The sequence below is a fragment of the Varibaculum cambriense genome (assembly GCF_032557235.1).
In the GTDB taxonomy this organism is placed as follows: Bacteria; Actinomycetota; Actinomycetes; order Actinomycetales; family Actinomycetaceae; genus Varibaculum; species Varibaculum cambriense_C.
Window position 1 is genome coordinate 265,207 of sequence record NZ_JAWGMB010000001.1, and the last position, 24,775, is coordinate 289,981.

General features: G+C 53.1%; 23 protein-coding genes and 3 tRNA genes. 8 read left to right on the forward strand and 18 right to left on the reverse strand.

From position 1 onward, the window contains the following. Positions 1–239: 239 nt before the first annotated feature. Together E6072_RS01070 and E6072_RS01075 are read right to left on the reverse strand one after the other, a co-directional pair. Positions 240–1,394 (reverse strand): hypothetical protein, encoded by a 1,155-nt coding sequence (locus E6072_RS01070; protein WP_316693188.1) that lies wholly within the window; start codon positions 1,392–1,394, stop codon positions 240–242. Positions 1,395–1,525: 131 nt separating this feature from the next. Further along, positions 1,526–2,812, reverse strand: a complete 1,287-nt coding sequence (locus tag E6072_RS01075; protein WP_316693190.1) for an adenylosuccinate synthase — start codon at positions 2,810–2,812, stop codon at positions 1,526–1,528. 220 nt (positions 2,813–3,032) lie between these two features. Here E6072_RS01075 and cysS point away from each other — a divergent pair, with 220 nt between their 5' ends. After that, positions 3,033–4,478 (forward strand): cysteine--tRNA ligase, encoded by a 1,446-nt coding sequence (gene cysS, locus E6072_RS01080; RefSeq protein WP_278608543.1) that lies wholly within the window; start codon positions 3,033–3,035, stop codon positions 4,476–4,478. An 8-nt stretch (positions 4,479–4,486) separates the two neighbouring features. Continuing rightward, positions 4,487–5,488: a 23S rRNA (guanosine(2251)-2'-O)-methyltransferase RlmB gene (gene rlmB / locus E6072_RS01085; protein ID WP_238128234.1), complete on the forward strand. Its 1,002-nt coding sequence runs from the start codon at positions 4,487–4,489 to the stop codon at positions 5,486–5,488. Here the strand turns inward: rlmB and E6072_RS01090 are convergent. Beyond that, positions 5,476–6,168, reverse strand: a complete 693-nt coding sequence (locus E6072_RS01090; RefSeq protein WP_038110334.1) for a hypothetical protein — start codon at positions 6,166–6,168, stop codon at positions 5,476–5,478. The two genes, rlmB and E6072_RS01090, sit on opposite strands and share 13 nt — an antisense overlap. A 159-nt stretch (positions 6,169–6,327) precedes the next feature. Between E6072_RS01090 and brnQ the strand changes: the two genes are divergently transcribed. After that, on the forward strand, positions 6,328–7,770 hold the full coding sequence (gene brnQ / locus E6072_RS01095; protein ID WP_278608544.1) for a branched-chain amino acid transport system II carrier protein: 1,443 nt from the start codon (positions 6,328–6,330) through the stop codon (positions 7,768–7,770). Here brnQ and E6072_RS01100 read toward each other — a convergent pair. The 5 genes from E6072_RS01100 to E6072_RS01120 all read right to left on the reverse strand — a co-directional run bounded on the left by E6072_RS01100 (position 7,767) and on the right by E6072_RS01120 (position 12,242). Then, positions 7,767–8,294: a type II secretion protein F gene (locus E6072_RS01100; RefSeq protein WP_278608545.1), complete on the reverse strand. Its 528-nt coding sequence runs from the start codon at positions 8,292–8,294 to the stop codon at positions 7,767–7,769. The two genes, brnQ and E6072_RS01100, sit on opposite strands and share 4 nt — an antisense overlap. A 2-nt stretch (positions 8,295–8,296) precedes the next feature. Beyond that, positions 8,297–8,971: a type II secretion system F family protein gene (locus E6072_RS01105; RefSeq protein WP_278610016.1), complete on the reverse strand. Its 675-nt coding sequence runs from the start codon at positions 8,969–8,971 to the stop codon at positions 8,297–8,299. After that, a complete protein-coding gene (locus E6072_RS01110) occupies positions 8,968–10,188 on the reverse strand; it encodes a TadA family conjugal transfer-associated ATPase (protein WP_316693194.1) in 1,221 nt (406 codons plus the stop codon). Before E6072_RS01110 ends, E6072_RS01105 begins: the two co-directional genes overlap by 4 nt. Continuing rightward, a complete protein-coding gene (locus E6072_RS01115; protein ID WP_278605268.1) occupies positions 10,185–11,219 on the reverse strand; it encodes a hypothetical protein in 1,035 nt (344 codons plus the stop codon). Before E6072_RS01115 ends, E6072_RS01110 begins: the two co-directional genes overlap by 4 nt. 258 nt (positions 11,220–11,477) lie before the next feature. Next, positions 11,478–12,242: an LppM family (lipo)protein gene (locus E6072_RS01120; RefSeq protein ID WP_024059946.1), complete on the reverse strand. Its 765-nt coding sequence runs from the start codon at positions 12,240–12,242 to the stop codon at positions 11,478–11,480. A gap of 292 nt (positions 12,243–12,534) precedes the next feature. On the opposite strand from E6072_RS01120, the gene E6072_RS01125 reads away from it, so the two are divergent. Continuing rightward, positions 12,535–14,364, forward strand: coding sequence for a phosphoenolpyruvate carboxykinase (GTP) (locus E6072_RS01125; protein WP_278605266.1), 1,830 nt, complete (start codon positions 12,535–12,537; stop codon positions 14,362–14,364). Positions 14,365–14,518: 154 nt separating this feature from the next. On the opposite strand, the gene E6072_RS01130 is transcribed toward E6072_RS01125, so the two are convergent. Next, positions 14,519–15,424, reverse strand: a complete 906-nt coding sequence (locus tag E6072_RS01130; protein WP_238127952.1) for a cation diffusion facilitator family transporter — start codon at positions 15,422–15,424, stop codon at positions 14,519–14,521. Positions 15,425–15,550: 126 nt separating this feature from the next. Between E6072_RS01130 and E6072_RS01135 the strand changes: the two genes are divergently transcribed. After that, positions 15,551–16,462, forward strand: a complete 912-nt coding sequence (locus tag E6072_RS01135) for a phosphoribosylaminoimidazolesuccinocarboxamide synthase (protein WP_238127951.1) — start codon at positions 15,551–15,553, stop codon at positions 16,460–16,462. Between the two features lie 537 nt (positions 16,463–16,999). Here the strand turns inward: E6072_RS01135 and E6072_RS01140 are convergent. From E6072_RS01140 to E6072_RS01160, 5 genes are all read right to left on the reverse strand, one after another. Beyond that, complete coding sequence (locus E6072_RS01140; RefSeq protein WP_024059941.1) at positions 17,000–17,251, reverse strand: hypothetical protein; 252 nt, start codon at positions 17,249–17,251, stop codon at positions 17,000–17,002. A 162-nt stretch (positions 17,252–17,413) separates the two neighbouring features. Continuing rightward, a complete protein-coding gene (locus tag E6072_RS01145; RefSeq protein ID WP_316693196.1) occupies positions 17,414–17,683 on the reverse strand; it encodes a hypothetical protein in 270 nt (89 codons plus the stop codon). 12 nt (positions 17,684–17,695) lie between these two features. Next, a complete protein-coding gene (locus E6072_RS01150; protein ID WP_316693197.1) occupies positions 17,696–18,529 on the reverse strand; it encodes an endonuclease/exonuclease/phosphatase family protein in 834 nt (277 codons plus the stop codon). 1 nt (position 18,530) lies between these two features. Beyond that, positions 18,531–18,932, reverse strand: a complete 402-nt coding sequence (msrB, locus tag E6072_RS01155; protein ID WP_316693198.1) for a peptide-methionine (R)-S-oxide reductase MsrB — start codon at positions 18,930–18,932, stop codon at positions 18,531–18,533. Positions 18,933–18,935: 3 nt separating this feature from the next. Next, the gene (locus E6072_RS01160; protein ID WP_316693199.1) at positions 18,936–20,120 is read right to left on the reverse strand and encodes a mechanosensitive ion channel domain-containing protein; all 1,185 of its coding nucleotides are present in this window, start codon (positions 20,118–20,120) and stop codon (positions 18,936–18,938) included. Between the two features lie 166 nt (positions 20,121–20,286). Here E6072_RS01160 and E6072_RS01165 point away from each other — a divergent pair. The 3 genes from E6072_RS01165 to E6072_RS01175 all read left to right on the forward strand — a co-directional run bounded on the left by E6072_RS01165 (position 20,287) and on the right by E6072_RS01175 (position 20,562). After that, positions 20,287–20,359, forward strand: a tRNA-Glu gene (locus E6072_RS01165). A gap of 33 nt (positions 20,360–20,392) precedes the next feature. Further along, positions 20,393–20,466 (forward strand) — tRNA-Asp (locus E6072_RS01170). Between the two features lie 20 nt (positions 20,467–20,486). Then, positions 20,487–20,562: transfer RNA gene (locus tag E6072_RS01175), tRNA-Phe, on the forward strand. A 29-nt stretch (positions 20,563–20,591) separates the two neighbouring features. Here E6072_RS01175 and thiL read toward each other — a convergent pair. The 4 genes from thiL to E6072_RS01195 form a co-directional block, all read right to left on the reverse strand. After that, a complete protein-coding gene (gene thiL, locus E6072_RS01180; protein WP_316693200.1) occupies positions 20,592–21,755 on the reverse strand; it encodes a thiamine-phosphate kinase in 1,164 nt (387 codons plus the stop codon). A gap of 96 nt (positions 21,756–21,851) precedes the next feature. Continuing rightward, positions 21,852–23,441, reverse strand: coding sequence for an ABC transporter permease (locus tag E6072_RS01185; RefSeq protein ID WP_316693201.1), 1,590 nt, complete (start codon positions 23,439–23,441; stop codon positions 21,852–21,854). Between the two features lie 8 nt (positions 23,442–23,449). Beyond that, positions 23,450–24,247 carry a molybdate ABC transporter substrate-binding protein gene (modA, locus tag E6072_RS01190; protein ID WP_316693202.1) on the reverse strand — a complete coding sequence of 266 codons (798 nt, stop codon included), beginning with the start codon at positions 24,245–24,247 and terminating at the stop codon, positions 23,450–23,452. Further along, positions 24,244–24,648 carry a TOBE domain-containing protein gene (locus tag E6072_RS01195; RefSeq protein WP_316693204.1) on the reverse strand — a complete coding sequence of 135 codons (405 nt, stop codon included), beginning with the start codon at positions 24,646–24,648 and terminating at the stop codon, positions 24,244–24,246. Before E6072_RS01195 ends, modA begins: the two co-directional genes overlap by 4 nt. Positions 24,649–24,775 lie beyond the last annotated feature (127 nt).

Consider the following 24,775-nt stretch of genomic DNA (forward strand, 5'->3'; position numbering starts at 1 on the left):
TAGGGAAAATAGCTAAAAACTAACGCTTGATAGTGTTTTGGGGCGGCAACCATAAAGGTTGCCGCCCCAAAACTTATGCAAAAACCCTAACCCCTGGACAAAGCGCTAATAATAGCGTCCCTATTCCCACTGGTATTAACCCTAAAAAAGCAGATTTAGACGCACTAACCTTATTTGCGGTATGGGATTACCCAACTAGCGCGGTTTAGCTTTGGCTCTGGTTGTAGCCCGTTAAGAACCTAGCTTTCCTTCGGCTCGCTCTGTTCCGCTGCCTTGACCTTGCGTTCGATCAGATAATCTTTGCGTCCCGCGCGGCGCGCGCTATGCGCCAGGAAGGCCATTGCTAGCAGGGTCAAACCAGCCAGTAGTAACATTCCTGACCCACCTGACCAAGCCAAGTGATGCGCGATATTGGACGGAAGTGCCTGATAGAAGTGGTCTTGTTGACCGGCATTATCCAGGGCGGTAAGTAGCGGCTGCAAACTGTTGGCAGTTTGTTCCGGAACTACCAGGAAGAACGCTCCCCCAACTGTCAAGGCCAATCCGGTAATAAAAGCACCTAGAGAAGAGAAGCGGGCTACTAGAGCCAGCAGGAAGACCATGATTACCGCCACCACAATTTCAACCCATTGACCGGCGTTCAAACTGGAGGCGGGCAGCAATACATCGCCGCCACGGGTACGCAACCGGGTAGCGACATCCAAAATTAGGTACCAGGTAATCGGAACCATCACTAAAAACAGCAATAGCGACCAGATATGCGCTGCTGCGCGCGAAGGCACTGTCGGTTTGACCGTGGCTCCATCGAAAATAGTATCTTCAAAGCTTTGTTGCCGCTCCGCGGTAGTTAGCACTTCCTCCGGTTCGGTTTCCTCTACCGAATCCCAGTGCGGTGAGTCTTCCTCGACCGGCTGCTTCGCCTCCTCGGAGTTGTTTAGCAAAGAATAGCGCCGGTCAGCGGTACTTTCTACTTCACTAGCGGGGGCGGGGGCCACCCCAGAGTCATCTTCATCTACCTCGCGGCTGCGCTCCATGAGCGACTTACGCTCTAGAGCCGGGGAGGCGGCGTCAGTAGCGTCCTCTTCACTTGCGGCAGGTGCGCTCCATTCCGTTGACTCATCCTCGTCCGTAGAGTCCGCATTCGTGTTTTCCGCAGTCCCCACAATCGCGCTATCGGTGTGCTCTAGCTGCTCAGCCGGTAGGTTTTCTTCGCCTGCTGAATCTGCCTCCGAGCTAATACCTTCCCCTGCTATCAGGGAATCATTATCAGAGGGGGAAGTAGCGTGATGCTCGCCGGGGATCAAAGTATCTTCGGGAGCCTGCTCTTCTTCGCCTTCTTCTCCCACGAACCAGGTTCGGGTAGTGAAGTCGTTATCCGGCTCGTTCTTGCTCATCTGACCTCCAACGAAATCGCGTTGTCTATACAACAGCAACCATAGATTATGAGAGCAGATATTGCGGGAGAGCGCGCCGCGCAAGTAAAAATACTTGCGTCAGATACGGAGTTAAGTTAGCGGGACAAACCCTAGTCCAGCAGCTGATGGCGCACAATCGTGGCCGCGCGGTCTGCTCCTACCCCTACTACGCTAATGCGGCAGCCCGAAAGCTTCTCTAGATGCTCAATGTACTCTTGTGCTTTGATTGGCAAATCCGCAAAAGTCTGGCAGCCGGTGATATCTTCTTTCCAGCCGGGCAGCATTTCGTAAATTGGCTGAGCATGGTGGAAAGCGCTCTGATCTGCGGGGAGCTCCTCGAAACGCTGACCATCAACGTCATAAGCTACACAGACCGGAATCTCATCGTATTTCGAAAGTACATCCAGCTTGGTAATCACCAAGTCGGTGAGGCCGTTGACTCGAGCAGCATAGCGAGCAACTACCGAATCGAACCAGCCGGTGCGGCGCGGGCGCCCGGTAGTTACCCCGAACTCCCCGCCTGCCTGACGCAAGTCCTCGCCCTCTTTGCCAAAAAGTTCGGTGGGGAAAGGGCCTTCCCCAACGCGAGTGGTATAAGCCTTGGCGATCCCGATTACCCGGTCAATGCGGGTCGGTCCGATTCCTGATCCCGAGCAGGCTCCACCGGCAGTGCAGGACGAGGAGGTTACGAAGGGGTAGGTGCCGTGGTCGATGTCCAGCATGGTGGCTTGACCGCCCTCTAAGAGGATGGTTTCTCCGCGATCCAAGGCCAGGTTAAGCTCGGTGGTGCAGTCGAAAACCATAGGCCGTACTTTGTCCGCATAAGAAAGTAGCTGTTCAGAAATAGTTTCTGGATCGATAGGCTCTTCGGAGAACTGTTTTTCGATCACAAAGTTCTTACCCGACAAAGCGGAGCGAACTTTTTGCCGCAGGATTGATTCGTCAAAGAGATCCTGGATGCGTAGGCCAATGCGGTTCATTTTATCGGCGTAGGTAGGTCCAATCCCACGACCGGTGGTACCAATCTTGCGTTCGCCCAAAGACCGTTCTGCCAGTCCGTCCATTACCTTGTTGTAGGGCGGAATGATATGAGCGTTGAGAGAAACCTTAAGTCGGGAACAGTCGACCCCGGCCTCCTCAAGCATCTTGATTTCGGCGAACATGACTTCCAGGTCAACTACTACTCCGTTACCGATTACCGGGGTGACCGTGGGGGAGAGGATACCCGCAGGGATCAAATGTAAACCAAACTTTTGATCTCCCACTACAATGGTGTGACCAGCGTTATTGCCGCCATTGAACTTAACTACCCAATCAACGCTCTGGCCAACTAGGTCGGTGACTTTACCCTTTCCTTCGTCTCCCCATTGGGCTCCGACAACAATCAGTGCGGGCATGAACTATTCCTCTCAAATAAGGATTTTTGCAAGGCTGCTGGCGAGATTTACCCGGCAGCGTTTGCACTCTTACTATCTGAGTTTATCCGTCTTGCCCTGAAGTTGGTAGCCATGGGGCATTACGTGAAACCTGTCCGGTTACGAATTGACCAGTATGCATTCGAAGGAAACTGCACAGACAAAGTTCAGGCAAAAGGCTGCTTGCCGATAGCATGGGAACATGAGCCTTCGCATTTATGATTCTGCCCGTCACCAGATCGTGGACTTCGAGCCGGTCAAAGCCGGACACGTAGGAATTTACCTGTGTGGAGCCACCGTCCAGGGTTCTCCCCATATAGGGCACGTGCGTTCGGCAATCGCCTTTGACGTGCTGATTCGGTGGTTGCGCCGCAGCGGTTACCAGGTAACCTATGTGCGAAACGTGACCGATATTGACGACAAAATCTTGAATAAATCCGCGGAGGCCGGCTGGCCCTGGTGGGCATGGGCCTATCGTTTCGAGCAAGAGTTCGCGGCTGCTTATCGCGCCCTGGGGGTGCTGCCCCCGACCTATGAACCGCGCGCCACCGGGCAGATCCCTGAACAAATCGCCCTCACCCAGCGTCTCATAGATGCCGGTCACGCCTATAGTGATGGGAATGGAAACGTCTATTTTGATGTTAAATCCCTCAAAGATTACGGCTCGCTGACCCGGCAAAAGCTTTCCGATATGCGAACTACCGAGGACGAGAGCCAAATCGATAACCAAACCGAGGCGGGAAAACGAGATCCGCGGGACTTCGCCCTCTGGAAAGCAGCAAAATCCTCCGAGCCGGAAACTGCGAAATGGGATTCCCCTTGGGGTAAAGGTCGTCCCGGCTGGCATTTAGAGTGTTCGGCAATGTCACGGCGCTATCTGGGAGAAGCTTTCGATATTCACGGCGGCGGGATTGACCTGCGCTTCCCCCATCACGAAAATGAACAGGCGCAATCTCACGGTGCCGGTTGGCCATTCGCAAAATACTGGATGCATAACGCCTGGGTAACCATTAAGGGTGAGAAAATGTCGAAATCGCTGGGGAACTCCCTGGTGGTTTCGGAAATCTTAAAAACCACGCCCGCAGCGGTGCTCCGTCTCGCCTTAGGGACTACCCACTACCGCTCCACCGTGGAATATTCCCCGGAAACCTTGGAACAGGCGGGGGAAACTTGGAATAAGTTTGCTTCTTCCCTGGCGCGTTTTGCTCAGGCAGCCCCCGAGGTTGCGGAGGCCAGTGCCGAAGATTTGGCTGCAGCCGCCCTCCCGGAGGCTTTTTGCGAAGCCATGGACGATGATTTAAATATCGCGGCTGCTCAAGCGGTGATACACGAAAAGATTAAGCAAGCTAATACCGTGTTTGAAGGCGGGAAACCTGCTGAGGGTGCGCAGATAGCCATCCAGATTCGCGCCATGCTAGAGATATTGGGGCTAGATCCGCTCTCGGAGCAATGGCGGGAAGCAGACAGTAGTAGCGATTCTGCCGCTACTGTTGCTTTAGAAAAGCTCGTCACTGACCAGTTGGAACAGCGAGTTCAGGCGCGCAAAGAAAAGGATTGGGCGCGCGCGGACGGGATTCGTGACCGCTTAGGCGCGGCGGGGATAATTATCGAGGACGGAGCTGGCGGCTCCACTTGGCATTTAGGTTAGGGGTTGGCATGGCAGTTCGCGGAGATCACCACGGCAGAATGAAGCGCAGTGATAAGAAAGGCGCTCCTAAAGGCAGCGGCGGCAATAAACGTGGTTTGCGGGCGAAAGGCCCTACGCCGAAAGCTGAGAACCGTCCTTACCACGCGGCTTATCGCGCTCGGATCCAAAAAGAGCGGCGGGAAGAAACGCAAGCAGCCCAACGTAAGGCACGTGCCAAACGTTCCCTAATCCAGGTGCGAGGTGGGCATCAACTGATTGCCGGACGTAACCCGGTGTTGGAAGCCTTGGAATCTGATATCCCCGTGACCAGAGTGTTCGTGGCGGGTAACCTGGCGGCCAATAAGAAACTTTCCTTGCTGCTCGCCAAAGCTAGCGCGCAGGGGGCACCCATCGTGGAAGTCCCCCGCTCGGACTTGGACCTCGCTACCGAGGGCGCAGTTCACCAGGGCGTTGCTCTGGAAGTCCCCGAGTTCGAATACACCGATTTAGCTGCGCTCTTTGACAATGCTGAAAAAAATCACGCTAAGCCACTGATTGTGCTGCTAGATGGGGTTACTGACCCGCATAACCTGGGAGCGATCGTGCGCAGCGCTGCCGCCTTTGGAGCCAGCGGGGTAGTGATTCCCGGCAGGCGCAGCGCCTCAATGAACGTGACTGCCTGGAAAGCCTCTGCCGGAGCCGCCGCACGTCTGCCGATTGCCCGGGTGTCTAACCTGGTAAATGCGATTCGGCAGTGCAAAGAGCAAGGCTGTTTCGTGCTGGGATTAGATGGCGGCGGTACTTCCTCGGTGAGCGAATCCGGTCTGGCAGATGGTCCTTTGGCATTAGTTACCGGAGCCGAGGGCGACGGGATATCCCGCTTGGTGAAGGAAAACTGCGATCTGCTCACCCGAATCGAGATCTCTTCTGCTGTGGAATCCTTAAATGCCGCGGTGGCTACGGGAATTGCTCTATTCGAAGTGGCTGCCGTGCGGCGGGAAAAAACGCACGCGCTTCCTCAAGAGTTATAACCCAGCAGACGCAGGGTAGCAACCACGGTACAAACAATCGCAAATAGGCTCGCTAAAGCGCAAAAGACCCGAGGCCAGAGGGGAGTAACCTTCTTGCGCCACAGATAAAACAGCAAGACCAAAGCGAAGATTCCCAGGAAGAACCCGAGAGGAACCAGCAGGGCAGTGGAAGTACAGGCGATCCCAAAGGCAATCGGCAAGAAATAGGAAAAGAAGTTATGTCGGATACGTTCCGAACTAATTAGTGACTCAATTTTACTGTCTAAAAAGTCCGACTTTACGGGTGCCGCGGACACAGTTTCACCCCAGCCAACCAACTGACCGTATTTGCGCAGTAGACGGGCATCCTCGAAACGAACACGGGCGGCTGCCTTCCCCCAGGGAACTGGGCTATTTTCCGCAGCCGCTGCCGCCTGAATCACTTGCGCGCCATTACCAGCTTTAATTACCGTCATATCCGCATCAGCGATAGCTACCACCTGTTGCGGATCCCCGAGATAGGCATAAAGCTGCTCTAGGGTATAGGGCGCGGGTAGGGAAGCGTTTTCCTCCATTTCCGTTACCGCCAACCGAACCGCCCCAATAATTTGGTTCCGGCGCAGAACCGGGGTCAATGAAAGCAGGGACGCCAGAGTTTGAAAATACTGCTCAAGTGGGGAAAGCTGTGCCTCAGTCTGCAAGCATCTCACCTCACCTGCTTCAGAAAAATACGCCAATTGTAAACATGTTGTTGAAAATATGTTAACCCAGTATCCCAGAATGGAAGATTCTTTTTGAATAGCAGCTGGTCTTTGCGAAACTGTAACCGGTAAAAAGAATAAGAGTGGGGATTTCACACAATGAATAGCAAGACACGTATTCTCAATGTACTAGTTACCGGACTGGCGCTTTTCGCCATGTTTTTCGGGGCTGGCAACCTGATTTTTCCAGTAATGATTGGGGTGGAATCGGGAGTTGAACAGGTTCCCGCCACCATCGGCTTTATGATTACCGGAGTGCTACTGCCCATGGCCGGCATGATTGCCGCCGCTACCTCTTCTTCCGGAGTGCTCGGGATTATTGAACGCATCTCTCACTACCCAGGTCTGGTGTTTTGCTGGTTGATCTTTTTATCGACCGGGATGCTGTATGCGATTCCGCGTACTGCTGCCGCTTCTTTTTCGATGTCATTCCAAGCCACCACCGGGGACTCCCATCTGGCGCTATTTATTTACACATTGGTATTCTTCGGCATCGCCGGTTACCTGTGTTTGAATCCGCGTAACGTGCTTGACCGGATTGGCGGTCTACTGACTCCCGCGCTGCTGATTCTGTTAGCAGTAATGATTATTGCGGCGGTAGCAACTATGGATCCTTCGGAGGCGGCTCCGATTGAAAAATATGCTTCCACCCCCACTTTGAAGGGTATTTTTGACGGTTACGGCACCCTGGATGCCATCGCTTCCTTCGTATTCGGGGTAGTGATTATTCGGGCACTACGGCAAAAAGGATTCCAACCCGGTAAGCAGCTATTTGGGGTTACCGCCCTTTCGGGAGTGATCGCCGCTTTCTTCCTTGGTCTGGTCTATTTTGGGCTGTCGATGGTGGGCTCGCGCGTGGGACGACTCAACCCCAACGTTAAAGACGGCGGGGAAGGCCTGGCGTTCGCAGCGCAGCATTTATTTGGATCTACCGGCAGGGTAATCTTGGGTGCAATTGCTATTTTGGCTTGCCTAACTACTGCCATTGGTCTAGTCGAGGCTTCCACCCAGTTCTTCCGGGGATTGTTCCCGCAGATTTCCCGTCCGGTGTGGGTGGTTCTGCATGTGGTGATCTCTTTAGCAATCGCTAACCTGGGGCTAGAGGCACTGGTAAACGTGATTATCCCGGTAATGATGTTCTGCTACCCCATCACCATCATGCTGGTAGTAACCTGTATCCTGGATATTTTCATTCCCGGACATATGTTCTGGGCCTACCGGCTTTCAGTGTGGGTAGCCGCGTTCTTTGGTCTTTTCGATGGCCTGAAGGCTGCTGGGGTATTGGAGGAGTGGATCGACACCACCATTCCGTTGGCTTCGCTAGGGTTGGGGTGGTTGATTCCGTCTCTGGTGATGCTGTTGGTCGGTCTGATTATCGATTTTGCGCAAGGCCGGATGAAACAGCAATACGACTATGATGCGGTGGCCAGGGAACGGAACCAATCCTTGGTAAGTGCCGGCTTGGCGTTCAATGAGGACGAGCTAGATGAAGTCGCTAAACCGCAGGAAAACCCGACCGAAAAATCTGATTCGGACAGCTAGAGGCTTTCTATTCCCGCCAAGATTACCGGCACTATCCCCAGGAGGATAAATGCCGGTAACTGGCAGATACCTAGGGGAATAACCAGCCGAACCGAGAGTTTTTGGGCGGCTTGGCGGGCACGCTGGTCTTTACTGGCGCGTACCCGCAGTCCGGCACCTTTCAGTAACGCCTCGGGGGATACCCCATCCTTCCAGGCAGGTTCGAGGGCGGCAGATAGATACGGTGCCCACTCGGGGCAGGTATCCCCGCGTTGTAGCAGAGACCAAGCTAAGTTCCATTCAACTCCGAAAATCAGCGCGCGAGAAACCGCGGCTAGGCGAGGTTCTCCACTGGCAGTCGCCAAGGCAGTTAAGACGCGCGGAATCGCGGCGCCGCCGGCCAGTCCGGCGCTCGCCAAGTCCAGCATCACTGCCGGATCAATCGCGCCACGCCTGGTATCTTCCCCGCTAGATTTGTGTGGGGGAAGTGCAGGTAAAAACCAGGGCAAGGCACCCAAGAAAACCCAGATTGCCAGGATAAACATTTTTATGCCTTTTCCGCTTGCGCCACTAAGCGAAACATCCAAAACATCCCGGTTAACAGGGCAATAACCCCGACCAAGGCACTGATAGTTCCCAAGCCTCCGACGAATATTGCATTTAGCGGATTGGCTCCTAGCAGAGATCCCAACGCGATTCCTCCTAAAGGTAAAAGCCCCAAAATAGTGGCGGAAGCCTTCGGGGCAGTAAGTGCTAGTTTCCGGGCACGAGCGGCATTGGCAGCTTCGGTAAGCGAATCTGCGCAGCCAGCCAACACTTCAGCTAAGGGGGCGCCTACTGCCTCGGAAAAACGGACTGCCGCCAGGAGGCCAGTTAAAGAAGCCTGCTCCCAAGAAGTTAGATTTGGTTGTATTGCCGCTTGAATATCTGTGGCGCTGGCAGTTTTGGGACGGGAGAAACCGTGGCGTGGCAAACTTTTTACCCAGGCTGAATCGGGATCGGCACCGGCGTTTAGGCGGCTCGCTACCTCGATAACTGCCGCTGCTAGTTGGGGTTTTGGTTGGAAGTGACGCTGCAGAATCCCGACAAAGTAGGTAATGGAACTAGCTATTTTAGGCCGAGGCAGGCGGCGGGTTCTGGGCGGATGAGCATCCGGTAAATGCCAAGGCAGGCCGGCAAGGGTTAGAAAAAGTCCCACTAAGGTGGCGGTTTTCCAGGTCACGGTGCCTCCGCAAGATAATCAAAATCCATATCTACCAGCTGTGATAGTTTCTGACACCCCGCCCCTCTTAGCAACTGTCCGGCAGGAGTAACTTTGAGTGCCAGTTGCGCCGCCAGGTGGGAATGATCCCAAACCGGAACCCCGACCTCGGATACATAGCGCCGAGTGCTTCCTCGCTCCGTTAAGCGGCGAATCTGTAAAAAGGCATCTACCCCCGCTATCACCTGTGCTCCCACGGTAGATTCCGGCATTAAGGCCAACGCTCCTAGTGCCACCAGACGGGCAGGAACCTCAGTTACCGCATTGGCATGTACCGTTGCCCAAGTGCCTTCGTGCCCGGTGTTCATCGCAGACAGTACTTCCCGTACCTCCGGACCGCGGCATTCCCCCAGTACAATCCGATCCGGACGCATCCGCATAGCCGCACGCACCAGCTTTGACATGGGAACCGCGCCTACCCCTTGCACATTGGCGCTGCGTTCTTGCAGGTGAACTAAGTGAGGATGGGAAGGAAAAAGCTCGGAGACTTCCTCGATACATACAATCCGCTGGTTGGGGGGCACCAATTCCAACAGGGCAGACAGCAGCGTGGTTTTCCCCGAACCGGTGGCTCCGGAAATAAAACAGGAAGCACGCCGGGAAACTAGGGCGGTCACCACCGGCGCTAAGGGCGCAGACACGGTTCCCGATTCCACCAATTGGGTAAAGTTTAAGCCTTTTGCGCGCGGGCAACGCAAAGAAATAACCGGAGAGGGCACCGCTAGAGGCGGCAGTACCGCATGGAGCCTAATGCCACCTGGCAGCGTGCCGTCGGCGATCGGCGCGGCATCATCTAAACGCTTTCCGGCAGCTCCTGCTAACCGGACTGCTAAGGAACGGAGATTACTGTTGGAACCAAAGTCCAGTCTGGTTTTGCAAAGACCCCCGCCACTATCGACCCACACTTGCTTCGGTCCATTGATTAAAACATCGGTTACTTGCGGGTCTTGAAGCAGGGATGCCAGCTGGGGGCCAAACCCGGATAATTCTGCATTTATTGTTGCCAAGTTATCAAGCAGGTGAGCGGTTCCTGCTGCTGGCGCGCTTGCCTGGCGGATCACTTCTGCCGGAGCTGCACCCGAGGCTACTAGCAGGCGGTTGTCCCGGTCAGTTTGGGAAGCTACGGGATGCCGAGGTGTCGGCTTTAAGACCGGTAGCCATTTTTTGAAAGCCTTCATGCTACCGCCATCAGATTTCGCAGTAGCTGTGCCAACCTTACTTGCAAGTTTTTCGGCCATAAACTGCCCAGGCCTTGAGCTTGCAGCCGTTTTAGTTCCCGGCAATGCGGCACGAAATATCTTTGATTGTCGCTGCTAGGGGGAACAATTCTGTTAGGGACGCGATTGGTCACTAGCGGGATTCTGCGCTGATGGATTTGTTGCAGAACCTGTCGATTAATTGCCGATTGCGAGTAATCCCTGACTACCAGAATATGCCCGGGTAAATTGCTTAGGTCTTCCACAGAATCAAGTTGTCCCCAATCGATAACTACCAGTGAAAATGCACGAATTAGCAAAGAAAAAAGGTGTGGTAGCTGGCGGAGATCACCGCGGTGGAGCTGGAGAAAACGCGTATTTTGTACCCCGGGTAAAACCTCGCGTAAGCGGGAAACTAACAGGTCCGCTTCCAAGTCTGAAGAGGAAAAGTTGCTAATAGCGGGAAAACCGAGTTTGCGCATCCCCGGTGAATATTGGCGCGAAGTTGAGGTCGAGAAAGGACAGCTGGCATCTACAAAAATCGAGTTCTTAACGCTGTTTGCTAACCCGAACGCAATGGTGGAGGTGCCACTTTTTGGATGTAACCCGAAGATATTGAGGATGCGTCCTCGGGAAGGATAGCAGTATTGATCAACCTGCGAGAGAAAAGCTCCTACCTGGGATGGGAGGCGAAAAACCCCGGGGCGTTGCAAGGGGCTTCCGGGAGGGGTGAAGCTTCTTTGGGGCAGGGGCGGTGGGCTGGCTGAGAAATCTGCGCGAACTATGGGAAGCGGGGAGGAAAGCCAACTTAAATTGGCGCTAGCAGGACTGATAACTGTACTTAAGCTGGCAGCAGGAGGCGGCAGTTGGGTGGTGAAATGGATATTAGACACTCCGAGTACCTGGGATAGGAATTGCAACTGTCCCAGGTTAAATCCCCACAATAGGCAGGTCGGGTCGGTATCACCAGGTACTTGCCTGGCAGGCATTGGTGTTGGTAGATCTGTTTGCACGACTGGCTCCTGCGGGTTTGTTTGCGAAGTACACCTAGATTTAGTGAATGGGGAGCAGGGGAGACAACAAAAGAAATGGCATTCCTAGGAAACCAGAGTCCTGTCGATCCCTGGGGATAAATCGAGAAGTAAAGACAAAGGTGCGGACAGTAACGGATTCTCAAAAAAATGGAGTCCGGGTGGCTGCATCAGGCAGGAATCACCGGGTTTATCGGTGTTGAGGATAAAGGGAGATGCTGAAGGGGGTCAAATAAGTGCCTATTTACCGCGGCGTTTACGTGAATGTTTGGAACGATGTCCAGAGGCGGATCCTCCCAGATCTAAATAGCTCAAAGTGCGCAGGAGTAACTTGCGGCAGGCGCCAGCGAATCTCTTTCCCGCTTGCGCTAGCTTGCCCCAAATAGGGGCGACGCGTGGATGTTTGCGGAAAATCACTAGCGCCACTATTAGTGCTAGCAGAATAACCAAAAATCCGATTCCCCATTTCTGGTTCATCGTTATCCCCGGGTGATCTTGTCCTCGTACCTCGAAACCTTTGACGAGAGCTTGCGGGGTCGTCCAAGTGACGGTGTTGCCTTCTGCTGTCGCCCCGGAATAGGTATCGGTTTTTAACACTGGGCCGGGGAAGGTAATTGTCAGGCGGAACTGGTCGGTTTGGGCATCTAAGAAATCTAAGCTTTGCACCGGGGCAAGTTTCGCCACGTAGCTGTCACCGATATGTTTAATGGTCACAAACGGCTTCTTGGCCTGGGAAATATGTTGTGCCTTCACCGTGATCGTACAGTCTGAAACCTGATCAGTGGATTTATCTTTAATCTCGACTTGTGAAGTTTTGAGGTAGTCCTCGATTCCCGGAATCTGATCCTTACATTTAATATCTTGAGTAGTTCGCGGCTGCGTTAAATGAGTACTAAACGAATAGGTATCATTGCCGTAAATCTGCATTTGGGTGCTAGCTTCACAACCCGCCAGCAATATCGCACAGGGAAGTAGAATTAGAGCCAAAAGTCGTTTGCCCTTCACCCTCGCTACCTCCTTGAGTGGCGGCTATAAACCCGATTATCGCGTAACCGTTATTTTTAATCATACTGTAAAGAATTACTTATGCCGATGGTAAAAGGTTCACTTCCCTAGCTGAAAACCAATCGGGAAGGTGTCCTATGGCCTAAAGTTTCCCTTAATATGAGCCAGGTCATAGTAATTTATGGAAATTTTTAGACGCTCTCGGTAGAGAAAGTGGCAGCGATGACGGACAATAGAAAAGCAATAGCAACTGTGTGTTGCCGTGTCGAGTGCCGCAGGAGGCAAGAGATAAATGACAGTGACTGAGAAAGATGTGCTAGCTGCCGCCCCGAAGAACGCGCCTAAAGAGGTCGTTGATTGGGTAATTAAAGTTGCAGAACTGGCGAAACCGAAAGCGATTGAGTTTTGCGATGGTTCCGAAGAGGAATGGACTCGCCTAACCGATCTCATGGTAGAAACCGGGATGTTCACCCGTTTGAATCCGGAGAAACGTCCTAACTCCTTCCTGGCTCGCTCGCTACCCTCCGATGTGGCGCGCGTAGAATCGCGTACTTTCATCTGCTGTGAAAAGGAAGAGGATGCTGGCCCCACTAACAACTGGGCAGATCCCAAGCAGATGCGCGAGACCCTGAATGAAAAGTTCGACGGCGCGATGGCTGGCCGCACCATGTACGTGATTCCCTTCTCCATGGGACCGCTGGGTGGCCCGATTTCTCAGCTGGGTATCGAACTCAGTGACTCCCCCTACGTGGTCTGCAACATGCGGATCATGACCCGTATGGGTGCTAAGGCGATGGATCTCATCAACGAGGGACGTCCCTGGGTTCCGGCGGTTCACTCCGTAGGTAAGCCGCTGGCTGAGGGCGAGACTGACGAAGCCTGGCCTTGCAATGACGAAAAGTACATCACTCACTTCCCCGAAACCAATGAAATTTGGTCCTTCGGTTCCGGTTACGGCGGGAACGCCCTGCTGGGCAAGAAGTGCTACGCTCTGCGTATCGCCTCCACGATGGCTCGCCGTGACGGCTGGATGGCAGAGCACATGCTGATTCTGCGTCTAACCGACGAAAAGAGTGGCGAACAGTACCACGTGACCGCTGCCTTCCCGTCCGCCTGCGGCAAGACCAACCTGGCCATGCTGCAGCCGACCATCCCCGGCTACAAAGTCGAAACCGTTGGTGACGACATTGCCTGGATGCGTCCTGGTGAGGACGGTACGCTGCGCGCGATCAACCCCGAGGCTGGCTTCTTCGGTGTTGCTCCGGGAACCTCTTACAAGACCAACCCGATGGCTATGGAGACCATGAAAGAAAACTCCATCTTCACCAACGTAGCCTTGACTGACGATGGCGATGTCTGGTGGGAAGGCATTGACGGAGACACCCCGGATCACCTGATCGATTGGCATGGTAATGACTGGACTCCGGAATCTGGCGAAAAGGCCGCTCATCCGAACTCCCGTTTTACCACTCCGGCTGCGCAGTGCCCGATCGTATGCCCCGATTGGGAAGCTCCCGAAGGCGTTCCGGTCACCGCTATCCTCTTCGGTGGACGTCGTGCTTCTAACGTACCGTTGGTAGCCGAGCAGTACTCCCCGGCACACGGCGTATTCATTGGTGCGTCCGTAGCCTCCGAGCAGACCGCTGCTGCTGAAGGTGCTGTGGGATCCCTACGTCACGATCCCTTCGCTATGCTGCCCTTCTGTGGCTACAACATGGCTGACTACTGGGGTCACTGGCTAGAAATGCAAGAAAAGGTCGGCGACAAGTTCCCGCGGATTTACCAGGTTAACTGGTTCCGTAAGGACGAGGACGGCAGCTTCTTGTGGCCGGGCTATGGCGACAACGCTCGCGTTCTGGACTGGATCGTACGCCGCGCCTCCGGCAAGGTTGACGCGATTGAGGGACCGACTGGTTACTACCCCAAGTTCGAGGACTTCAACCTGGAAGGCACCGGATTGGGTCAGGAAGACTGGGACAAGATGTTCGCCATCGATCCCGATGCCTGGCTAGCCGAGACCGAGGACACCGAGAAGTACTTCTCGCAGTTCGGTGACAAGCTGCCCAAGGCCATCTCCGAAGAGCTCGCTAAACTGCGTGAGCGTCTGCAGGCACTGAAGTAACCACCTAACGGAGAGTTACCTCTTTTCTTTTTAGAAAAATAAGAGGGGGCGGCCGGAAACGAAAGTTTCCGGCCGCCTTTTCATGCTTCTATGTCCGCGGTATCGCTGTGGTAGCGCGATAGTCTCGGTTTGCTTAACTACACAGATTGCGCAGCTAGTGTTTTAATGTTTCGTGAGCAGCGTGCCCTTCGGGCTCAATCTGCAGGGTGCAATGTTCTATCTTGCGTGGGAAATGGGTTTTCATACATTCTTCTACCTGGTGTAACACTTCCAATGCATGACCATCTCGGTAGCACTCCTTGGCGATAATGATATGCGCTGATAAAAGCACCGTTTGGGAGTTTAATGGCCATACGTGCAGGTCATGAATTCCACTCACATGTTTTACCTGCAAAATATGGTTCCTGATCTCCGCGATCTTCAATTCGCTGGGAGTGCGCTCAAGCAGGATTGCGCCCGCGTCCTTTAACAATTTGTAGCCGCGCGGCAGCATGGCGCTGGCAATTAGCAAGGAGATTACGGCGTCTACCCGGGTAATGCCGCTAAGACGGGTGATAATGCCGCCGGCGATCACTCCGACAGAGGAAATTGCATCTACGGAAACCTCCAGAAATGCGGCTTTAATATTTAAATTGTCGCGATGGTGTCCTAGCATTACCAGCATTGATGCCAAATTGCCCAGTAAGCCGGCCACCGCCCAGGCAGCCATCTGAGTACCGTCAACTGCAGTGGGAGTAATTAGCCGAATAACTGCTTGGTATCCGATGATCGTACAGATGATTATGATCATCCCGGCCTGGATCCCGCCCGCGATTGCTTCTAGGCGGGCATAGCCGTAGGTGAGCTCGCCGCTAGCAGGGCGAGTCATCAAGGTAGCGGTAAAGGCAGCTAAGAATAGTCCTATGGAATCAATCGCCACGTGTCCGGTATCTGCTGCTAAAGCCAGGGAACCAGAAATGATAGAGCCAATTAACTGGGCAAGCAGTACCACTAAGGTGATACCAGCGGCAATTAGCAGACGCGTACGGGTAGATTCACTGGTAGAAGCATGTTGATGCACGGTGACGTCACCTCTTACTAAGGGGTACCTAAAGAAAAAACTTTTTGCTACCTCAACCACACCAAATCCAATAAAATTTGTCAACAGCCCTCCCAAATCTAAATGAAAGATGCAAGAATGATAAATATGTCGTCAAGTGATACTCCGGCGCTACGTGGATGGCGCCATTTATTTTCTGGTAAAGAACGAGAAGTTTACTATCCCGCGGGACAGTCGGCTCATGATTCCGACACCGTGATGATTCTGGCTACCGACCGTTTCAGTGCCTATGGTCAGGTCTTTCCTACTGAAATCCCCGGTAAAGGTATTGCTGTTACCCAACTGACTACCTGGTGGTTGGAACAGCTTGGGGATGCGATTCCCAATCATTTTCTATCTACTTCTTCGGTACCAGAGATGGCGGCCGGACGAGCGATGATTTGCCGTCGCCTCGATATGTATCCCTTGGAATGTCATGTGTCTGGTTATCTGGCAGGTGAAGCCTGGCGGGAGTATCAAGCGAAAGGCACTATCGGGGGTGCACGGATGCCGGCGGGTCTGCAACAAGATCAAAAGCTAGAGGAGCCAGTATTTAATCCGGTAGCAAAGACTCAGATGGGACGGCACGACAGTAACGTTTCTTGGGAAGCGCTACAGTCCTTAGTTGGCAGTGGACGCGTAGATCAAATTATCGAGTACTCGCTGGATTTGTACCAGCGAGCGGCCAAGATTGCTTGGGACTGCGGGATTATCTTAGGCTCCACCAAGTTCGAGTTTGGCTCCGCTCTTCCCTACGGTGGCGAGGCCGTGGTGTTAGGAGATGAGGTGCTCACCCCCGATTCTTCGCGTTTTTGGAATGCCGATAGCTATGAAGTTGGCAAGCGTAATCCCCGGCTAGATACCCAGATATTGCGAGATTGGGTCGATTCTGACGCGTGTCAGTGGCAGCCCTATAAACGGCAAGAACCTCCGCAGATTCCCGCGGATGTGGTAAAGCAAACTTCTGACCGTTATCAAGAAATCTACGAGACGCTGACGGGACGAACTCTCAACGAATAAGCCAGCAAATTTTCCACAGGCAGTATCCACAGATGTTGCTGCGATTTTACACCAGTTAACAACCCTGTGGATATTGCCTGTGGATATTTATTTTTTTACTAACCCAATAACCTGAAATGTCAAATTATTTCTAGTTAACCTCAGGTAAACCTTGAGGGTATGAAGGGTTTTGACTGGTAGAAACGGTATTGAAGCTACTAGCTGCAACAATGGCAAGATCTCAAGGTAGCCTGGGGAAAACCAGTGACAAAACTCCTAAAAAGTAGAATGATCACCACGTCGTGGAGAGGTTTTCAACAGCGAATGTTTTCGGGAAGCAACTGGAGACTGCGACCGTGAGCAGGGGCTAAATGAAACTCTTAAGTAACTACTTGAGGGTTTGAGTCCCCTTTCAGATTAACGGTCGGCCTGGTTTTAGGTAAAACGAATAGGGAACAATAGAAAAAACTGCTGCCCGACAAATCGTTTTGCCGAGCAGCAGCTCAAAGAAAAAGCTTTTAGCAGCCTAAACTACCAAAACATCGAAGTGGTTAGCAATTACTTGGTCTTCTTATTGGTGATTCCCAAGTAGACGCTAATCAAACCAACTGCGATCACGATTGCCACGATAAAACTAATAAAGCCGTGACCGTCGCCAATAACCTTGGCTAGGATCCAGTCAGACAGACCAGCGGAAACCATACCGATGATGATGGTGATGATCATCCCCATGTTCTGCTTGCCCTTCATGAAGAAGCGCGCTAGAGCCCCAATAATGCCACCAACAATAATCGAACCGATGATGCCCATTTTTGTCCCTCGTTATTTTCTTACTAGTTATAATGCTTACGCTTCTTGTTTAGCACCCCAGGACGGTATTGCGCAAAGGCTACCGCCAACGAAATGCACAGTAAACCCACTATTTCCCCTCAATTTGGCAGGTGGCGTAGGCTAATCATGCTAACCACCTCACTAATCTCCGGCATTAAGCACGCTAACAGCGAAAATATATCGGGGCTCAAACGGCGTAGCGCCACTTGCTCTACAGGGAATGTTAGCGCGGCGAATTAGTGCCAAGATAACGGCAGCTACCGCAACTCGCCACCAGGCGACCGCCGGGGGAGTCATTACCGCAACTAGCCATACAGTGGCAATCACCGCGCCTGAATACTGCGATAAACCGGAACCCACGAAAATTAAAGGCGCGCGAATCCGGTCAGAAATCCTGCTCGCTCTGCCCATAGTTTGATCTGCTTAGGGCTGTAAGTCTACAAATAGCGCGCGGTGATCTGAGATAGGCATCTCGATAGTGTCCACCTGTGAAACTTGGCAGGTGGGGGGAGCAAATAGTTGGTCAATATGGAATCTGGGTTGATCTGCCGGGAAAGTGGGTGCACTCGCGAAAGTCAAATAGGGGTAGACGGTGCGCGATACCTCCTGGCGCAGATTCATATCGCCGACTAGTAGGGGGGTTGCCTTGCCAGCCAGGAGAGATAGTCCCTGCCACGAGCGGATTAGTTGTCGTTTGGCGGTTGCTACCCCGAGGTCTAGATGGGTGCCACCCACTAGAAACTTTCCGTGCGGGGTAGTGATTTCGGCTCCAAGCAAGCTGCGGGTCTGCCCGCCATAAAACTTCCAGGTACGCGGATCCGGGTTGGAAATATTTATCCTGGGGGCAGCAGAACCAAGCTTGGCACTTACCCAGCGCCGCACCGGATGCGGGGTAAGCAGTCCCACTCCATACCCTCCTAGTAGTGGCCGATCGGCGCGGAAAGGATTACCGGTTTTTCCGAGGGATTCGCTGGGTAGCGTTACCGGTAAGCGTAGCCCTAACAGAATTTGACCAGCGTAAAAACTCAAAAATCGGTGCTGCCACTTCTTCCCAGAAACTTGGGTTAATGCATCCGCCAGGGCGCGGGTTTGGTCTACAAAACCGGAACGTGCCTGATAGAAATCGACTTCTTGCAGACAAATGGCATCGGGGTGATAATCGCTAAACTGCTCCGCCAGTACTTGCCAGCGACCTGGAGATTGAGCTTCTCCCGCTGCGGGAGTACCGTGTTGCAGATTTGCGCTGATAATCCGCATATTATTCGGCCTCAAAATCTAGACAGATCGAGTTAATGCAATAGCGTTGTCCCGTAGGCATGTCGGGTGCATCCTCAAAAACATGACCCAAGTGGCTTTGGCAGTTAGCGCAACGTACTTCGGTCCTCTCCATGCCATGGGAAGAGTCCTGATGGTAGGTGACCGCGGCGTCCTCGGGACGGAAAAATGAGGGCCAACCGCAGTGGGAATCAAACTTGGTGTTAGAGCGGAATAGCTCTGTCCCACAGGCACGACAGCGGTAGATGCCCTGTCGCTTCTCATGCAGGTATTTTCCGGTGCCGGGGCGTTCAGTACCTGCTTCGCGCAAAACATGGTATTCGTTCGCGTCTAGGCGGGCTCGCCAATCAGTCTCACTTGCGTGGCGAGGGTCAAAATCACTCATAACTTATCCTTTCTGTAAATTATTCTCGCCCACCAATTTGCGAGCTAAACGATGAACTTCTTCATCGGAACGGTCGCGGCTTAGGTAGCGTACTTGTTGCGGTTGAATCCGGCGAGAAACCAGAGCCCAAGGCACTTCCTTCACCAACCACTGAATTAGTTGTTCCCGCAGGTAACAGCGTAATACCCATAAATCAGAGCTATCGGCTGCCGACACTGAGATCCTAACTGTCTGACAGTCGGCGGTCATATCGGATACTTCGACGCTGGCGCTGCGCCCGTCCCAAAGCTCAGTTCCGGAAAGCAATAGATCCACTTGTGCCCGAATAGAATCAATTGGGGCAGAGTAGTCTAATTGCAATTCCACTATCCCTAACTGTTGACTGTGTTTACGCGTCCAGTTTTCAAACTTCTGCTGGGTGAAATGGGTGGACGGCACAATCATGCGTCGTTCATCGTAGAGGTTAAGCACCACGTAGGTGAGGGTGATTTCTTCTACCGTACCCAGCTCTTTTGTCCCATCCAAACCAGGAACCTGCACTTTGTCGCCGACCCGGAGGGCATCTGAAAGCGCCATCTGGACTCCAGCGAAAACATTAGCCAGAGTTGACTGGGCAGCCAAAGTAGCCACGATTGAGGCCACCCCTGCCGAGGCCAACATGGAACTCATGGCCACTTGGGCAGATGGGAAAGTTAATATGGCACTAGAAATCCCCACTACTACTACAACTGCTTGCAGTAGTCTGCGAATAACCTGTGCTTGGGTGAGCATTTTCGAACGGCTACGTGAGGGTTTCTCGCGGTTGGCGTTAACCGCCACATCTTCAATGAAGTAACAGATGCGGGTGATCAAGAAAGTGAAAGCTAGAATGACCGCGATTAGCAGTCCTTGGCTGAACCTGCCAATGCCAGTCGAGCTGGAAATCTCTAGACCCGAAGTAGTGTATTTCCAGCCGAGATAGGCGCCCAAGATCATCAGAGTCACAAAGAGGCTGCGGGTGGCGCGATTGAGTACCAGTTGAGTTAAGGGTTCGCGCTTAGCCAGCAGTTTCAAAATAGCAATAGTAATTAAAGCCAAGACAAAACCCGCCAGCACCCCCACGCCCATGCCCGCGAGACTAGTTAACCAGTCAAAAACTTGTTCGACGGTTTCATCTGGCGAGGACGTGTCTAAAGGTTGCAGCTGCATATACCTAGATTACGTTTCACCGGCGAAAAATGCAGTCATTAAACTCCTAGAATCCGCGGTGAATCTAAGTTGTGAGAGGCTTCATAGGCTGACGCTTTGCCTTTAGTTACTCAATGCCGGTAAGCTTATTCAAGTCTGAGCCGAGGCCATTAGGCTAGGCCGCAAGGCCCCCATCGTCTAGAGGCCTAGGACACCGCCCTTTCACGGCGACGGCACGGGTTCGAATCCCGTTGGGGGTACGATCCGCCGAAAGGTGGAAGATAAATGAATATGGCCCAGTGGCGCAGTTGGTTAGCGCGCCGCCCTGTCACGGCGGAGGTCGCGGGTTCAAGTCCCGTCTGGGTCGCAGGTCTTATTAGGACCCCAGGCTCTGTAGCTCAGTTGGGAGAGCGTTCGACTGAAAATCGAAAGGTCACCGGATCGATGCCGGTCGGAGCCACCATTTTCGGTTATTTTCACGTGCTGCAGGTTTTAGCCAGAAAAATGATCCCAACCTTGCTGATCGTAAGGCTTGCCATCAACTAGCAGGTATAGTTGCAGCGGATCCTGCGCATCCCGGTCGATACTGTCTGCATCCTCGGTTCTGTTGTCCGCATATTTGTCGGTGGCGGTCGCAATCGTAGCGGCGTACTTAGCGGGTAATACTTCCCCGATAGCAGTAAAACCCGGAACCGAAAATCCAGCGGGAGCGCAGCACAGCAGGCCATGGTCTTCGCCTCCCCCTAGTACCCAATCCCAACTATTGGCTCCCAAGAAATCTGCTAAGCCCGCTAGGCGTTGGGCATATTTTGCTAAGTGGGACTGGGACAAATTTAGTACCACCCCAGAAACGGCCGCGATTTTTGCACCATCGCGGCTAAGCCCATCAGACACATCCATCAGGGCGTGTGCTCCCGCCTCAGCTAGCTTCGGCGCGAGATCGGCAGGTACCTGTGGTACTTGGTAACGGGATAATGCCTCTATGGCGAGGTCGCGCAGCTCCGTGGGCAGAGCAGGGTCAGATATCGCCTCCTGGGGGCTCTGGAAGCGTTCTAACAGCGTTAAACCGGCAGCAGAATCTCCCAGATTGCCCGCGAAATAAACCAGGTCACCCGCTTGCGCGTTGCAACGCAATAGGGGAGGGCGCCCCTCTAAATCCCCAATAACCGTAACTGCTACCTGTAGGCACGGCCCGGAAGATAGATCTCCGCCTACCAGGGAATAGCCGTAGCTTTCTAAGCCAGTAGCCAATCCGGAAGCGAGGGCGTTAACCTCGGCTTTACCTATGTCTTTAGGAATGGTTACCGCGGCAACGGCGCTGTGGGCACTCGCCCCCATAGCCGCAATATCGGCGGCGTTTTGCGCGGCAGCGCGCCGCCCGATTTGTTCCAGGCTCATCCAGTCGCGGCGAAAATGTACCCCTTCTACCAGCACATCGGTGGAAATTACAGAGCGAGAATCGGGGTGAGCTAAAACCGCGCAATCATCTCCCGACCCCACCAGTACCCGGCTGTGCGAATGCAATTGAGAAGTAAAACCGGCGATTAACCGATCTTCGGCAGTAATCGGGGTGGGGACCGCATCCTTGGCAAACGGGGAAGAGTGCTGGAAAGACGTTTCTCCCCGAGGAGCCTCGGCAGGGTGGGAAATGCTCATAGCTGCTAGCTTACCTATTGCTCAAAGGAAGCCCCTACCCGATTTCCATCACCACCTTTTCCTAACCGGCAACTTTGCGGAGGCGAAAGCCCAGCCCTATTTGATGGCGTTATCAAGCTGGGCTTTCTGGGTGAGCTGTTGCAAGAAGCGATCTTGCGTTTCCTCAAACAGATCCCGCCAGTAACCGCGCTGGGTAACCTGGCCGTGCTTTAGCACTACTACCTGGCAATCGAGGGCAATCACATCTGTTAGGTCGTGGGTGACCTGGATAGTGGTGGCTCCCCCAATGCGTTCGCGTAGCAACAGCCGTAACTGATCGGCTACCTCTACGTCCAAGGAGGCCATAGGTTCATCCAATAGCACCACATCGGGTTCAATTGCCATAGCGCGAGCAATAGCCACCCGCTGCTTTTGCCCCCCGGAAAGCTGGTTGGGACGCCGCTTCTCCAAAGTCTGCATTCCTACTGCCGCCAGTTGAGCGCGGGCTAATTGCTCTGCACGATCCGTCTCAATCCCCAGACATCGCAGCCCAAAAACCACGTTTCTCAGCACGGACATATGGGGAAATAGGGCGGGATCTTGGGCGAGAAGCACAATCCGAGGCTGATTTCGGCTCCACTTAATGGAGCCAGAATCAGGTACTAGGGTGCCCGCTAGTAGAGAAATAATCGTAGACTTTCCGGCGCCATTGGGACCGAGCAGGGCAGTGGCAGAACCGGGAGCAAAATCTAAATTCACGTCCAGGTTTCGCACTGCGATTTTCGCATCTAGATGTACTCCCGGTCCGGCTGGTATGTCTCGCTTCTTTTTCTTGGACAAGCCACTGATCGCACCAAGTGTTCCGGTGTTTGCGCTTTGCTGATGTCGTCCCATTAGGCGCGCATACCAATAATCGGAAAGCACTTGGGTGCCGCCCACTATTACAATCGCCAGGGAAATAATCACTAGAGACAAAGAAAGCGCTAGGTCAGTGTCAGTTTCTCGCTGTAAATAAACTTCCAGAGGCAAGGTGCGAGAAATAGCTTGCAGGGAACCGGCAAAAGTAATCGTCGCGCCGAACTCTCCCAGACAACGAGAAAAGGCTAAGGCAGTTGCAGAAACAATCGCCGGTGCCGATAAGGGCAAAGTTACTTGCAGTAAGGTACGGGTACGAGAAGCCCCTAATCCCCTAGCAGCAGCCTCGTATTGAAAACCCCGAGTGCGCAGCGCCCCCTCGAGAGAGGTAATCAGAAAGGGCATAGCCACGAAAGTTTGAGCGATAACCACCGCAAGGGTCGTGAAACCGATCTGAATTCCTAATAGATCCAGCTTTGAACCTAAAATCCCCATGCGTCCCCAGGTAATCAGCAGTACCAAACCGGCGACTACCGGTGGTAATACCATGGGGAGAGTTGCGATGGTGCGTACCAGGCGGGGAAAGAAACTATTTCGCGCTTGCGAAAGCCACAGCGCCAGGGGCACCCCGAAAACGATACACAGCCCGGTAGAAATCAGGCAGGTTTTTAAAGATAACCATAGGGCATCTTGGCTTTGGGTAGTGGCAAGGAGTTGGGGGATCTGCCCCCAGTGCACTCGCATTACTAAGGCGCCGAAAGGTACCAGTAGGAAAATTAGCGCTAAGGCGGCGGGACCGGCCAGCCAAGCTGGGGATCCCGCCGCTTGATTTGCTCCGAAAGATTTACGCAAGGGAAGCTTTAGTTCTTATCCTTTGACAGCGGAGCAGAGAAACCATAGTTTTCTAGGATCTTTAGCCCCTCGTCAGATAGCACCGCCTCGATAAATTTCTTGGCGGCTTCCTGGTTCTTAGAATCCTTCACCAAAGAAATCGGGTAGGCGTTAACTACCTGCTCGATGCCTTCCACCTTGATAATCTCCACTTTGTCACCGGCAGCCAGGGCATCGGTGCGGTAAACCAGTCCCGCATCGGCCTCTCCGCTTTCCACTTTGCCGCGCACATCGGTAACTTTCTGTTCCTCAGATGCCGGCTTCAGGGTGACCCCCAGCTTTTCCTGCAGCTCTTTAGTGGCATTACCACAAGGGACGCCCTCGGCGCACACGACTAGTTTCTTACCGTCCAAAGAGGCGTCTAGTCCGGTGATCTTGGCGGGGTTCCCCTTAGGGACGATTAGTTCCAAAGTGTTCGAAGCGAAGGGTTTGACATCGCTAACTAGCTTCGCATCGGTAGCTTTGTTCATGTTCTTTTCGTCAGCAGAAGCAAACACGTCCGCCACTGCACCGTTCTTTAGCTGATCTACCAGGGTAGATGAACCTTCAAAGGAGAACTTTACTTCAATATTGGGATCTGACTTCTTTAGTACTTTCTCTACCACTTCCGGGAAAGCTTTATTTAACGAGGCCGCCGCGAAAACCGTTAACTGGGTTTTGTCTGCTGGAGCTTTGCTTTCTTCCGCTCTAGTGCCGCCGGAGGACGAGCAAGCTCCCAGCGCGAGGGCGAGCCCGGCTGCTAAAGCGACCAGACGAAATTTTTTCACAGTTTATCTCCTTCTGGAAGCTGCACTGAAACATTAGTGGCTTTTACCTGGGCGGTCGCTACTGAACCTATCTCTAGGTTCAGTTCTTCTACCGCTTCGGTAGAAACCAGGGATACTACCCGGTATGGTCCACATTGCAGATCTACCTGGCTCATCACCTGGCCTTTCTTAAGAGCAACCACTAGTCCCTGGAAATGGTTACGAATTGATTCATTAGGATCTTCCCCCAGTAAGATCCCGGCGGGACGCTCCTGCAGGAAACGAGCTACTGAGGCGCCATCTACCCGCTTAGGGCCAGATCCGTTAACTGCTTTGATTAAATTTTCATCGAGCCAACGGCGGATGGTGTCATCGCTGACCCCAAGCAGGTTGGCAATAGTAGAAATACGATAATTTGGCATGTAAATAGAGTATCGCAGAAACGGTAAAAATGCCATAAAAAAATATATTATACGGGGATAATCAAAGTAAAACTCCTGATAGAAAAAAGTAGATTCAGGTGTCGATAGTTAAGTAAAACAGCTGGTG

Bases quoted from the DNA above. Each gene is read 5' to 3' on its own strand.
- E6072_RS01075 (WP_316693190.1), bottom strand. From the start codon at position 2,812: ATGCCCGCACTGATTGTTGTCGGAGCCCAATGGGGAGACGAAGGAAAG.
- E6072_RS01150 (WP_316693197.1), bottom strand. From the start codon at position 18,529: ATGCGGATTATCAGCGCAAATCTGCAACACGGTACTCCCGCAGCGGGA.
- E6072_RS01070 (WP_316693188.1), bottom strand. From the start codon at position 1,394: ATGAGCAAGAACGAGCCGGATAACGACTTCACTACCCGAACCTGGTTC.
- E6072_RS01125 (WP_278605266.1), top strand. From the start codon at position 12,535: ATGACAGTGACTGAGAAAGATGTGCTAGCTGCCGCCCCGAAGAACGCG.
- rlmB (WP_238128234.1), top strand. From the start codon at position 4,487: ATGGCAGTTCGCGGAGATCACCACGGCAGAATGAAGCGCAGTGATAAG.
- msrB (WP_316693198.1), bottom strand. From the start codon at position 18,932: ATGAGTGATTTTGACCCTCGCCACGCAAGTGAGACTGATTGGCGAGCC.
- E6072_RS01140 (WP_024059941.1), bottom strand. From the start codon at position 17,251: ATGGGCATCATCGGTTCGATTATTGTTGGTGGCATTATTGGGGCTCTA.
- E6072_RS01135 (WP_238127951.1), top strand. From the start codon at position 15,551: ATGTCGTCAAGTGATACTCCGGCGCTACGTGGATGGCGCCATTTATTT.
- E6072_RS01110 (WP_316693194.1), bottom strand. From the start codon at position 10,188: ATGAAGGCTTTCAAAAAATGGCTACCGGTCTTAAAGCCGACACCTCGG.
- E6072_RS01195 (WP_316693204.1), bottom strand. From the start codon at position 24,648: ATGCCAAATTATCGTATTTCTACTATTGCCAACCTGCTTGGGGTCAGC.
- cysS (WP_278608543.1), top strand. From the start codon at position 3,033: ATGAGCCTTCGCATTTATGATTCTGCCCGTCACCAGATCGTGGACTTC.
- E6072_RS01145 (WP_316693196.1), bottom strand. From the start codon at position 17,683: ATGGGCAGAGCGAGCAGGATTTCTGACCGGATTCGCGCGCCTTTAATT.
- E6072_RS01100 (WP_278608545.1), bottom strand. From the start codon at position 8,294: ATGTTTATCCTGGCAATCTGGGTTTTCTTGGGTGCCTTGCCCTGGTTT.
- E6072_RS01160 (WP_316693199.1), bottom strand. From the start codon at position 20,120: ATGCAGCTGCAACCTTTAGACACGTCCTCGCCAGATGAAACCGTCGAA.
- brnQ (WP_278608544.1), top strand. From the start codon at position 6,328: ATGAATAGCAAGACACGTATTCTCAATGTACTAGTTACCGGACTGGCG.
- thiL (WP_316693200.1), bottom strand. From the start codon at position 21,755: ATGAGCATTTCCCACCCTGCCGAGGCTCCTCGGGGAGAAACGTCTTTC.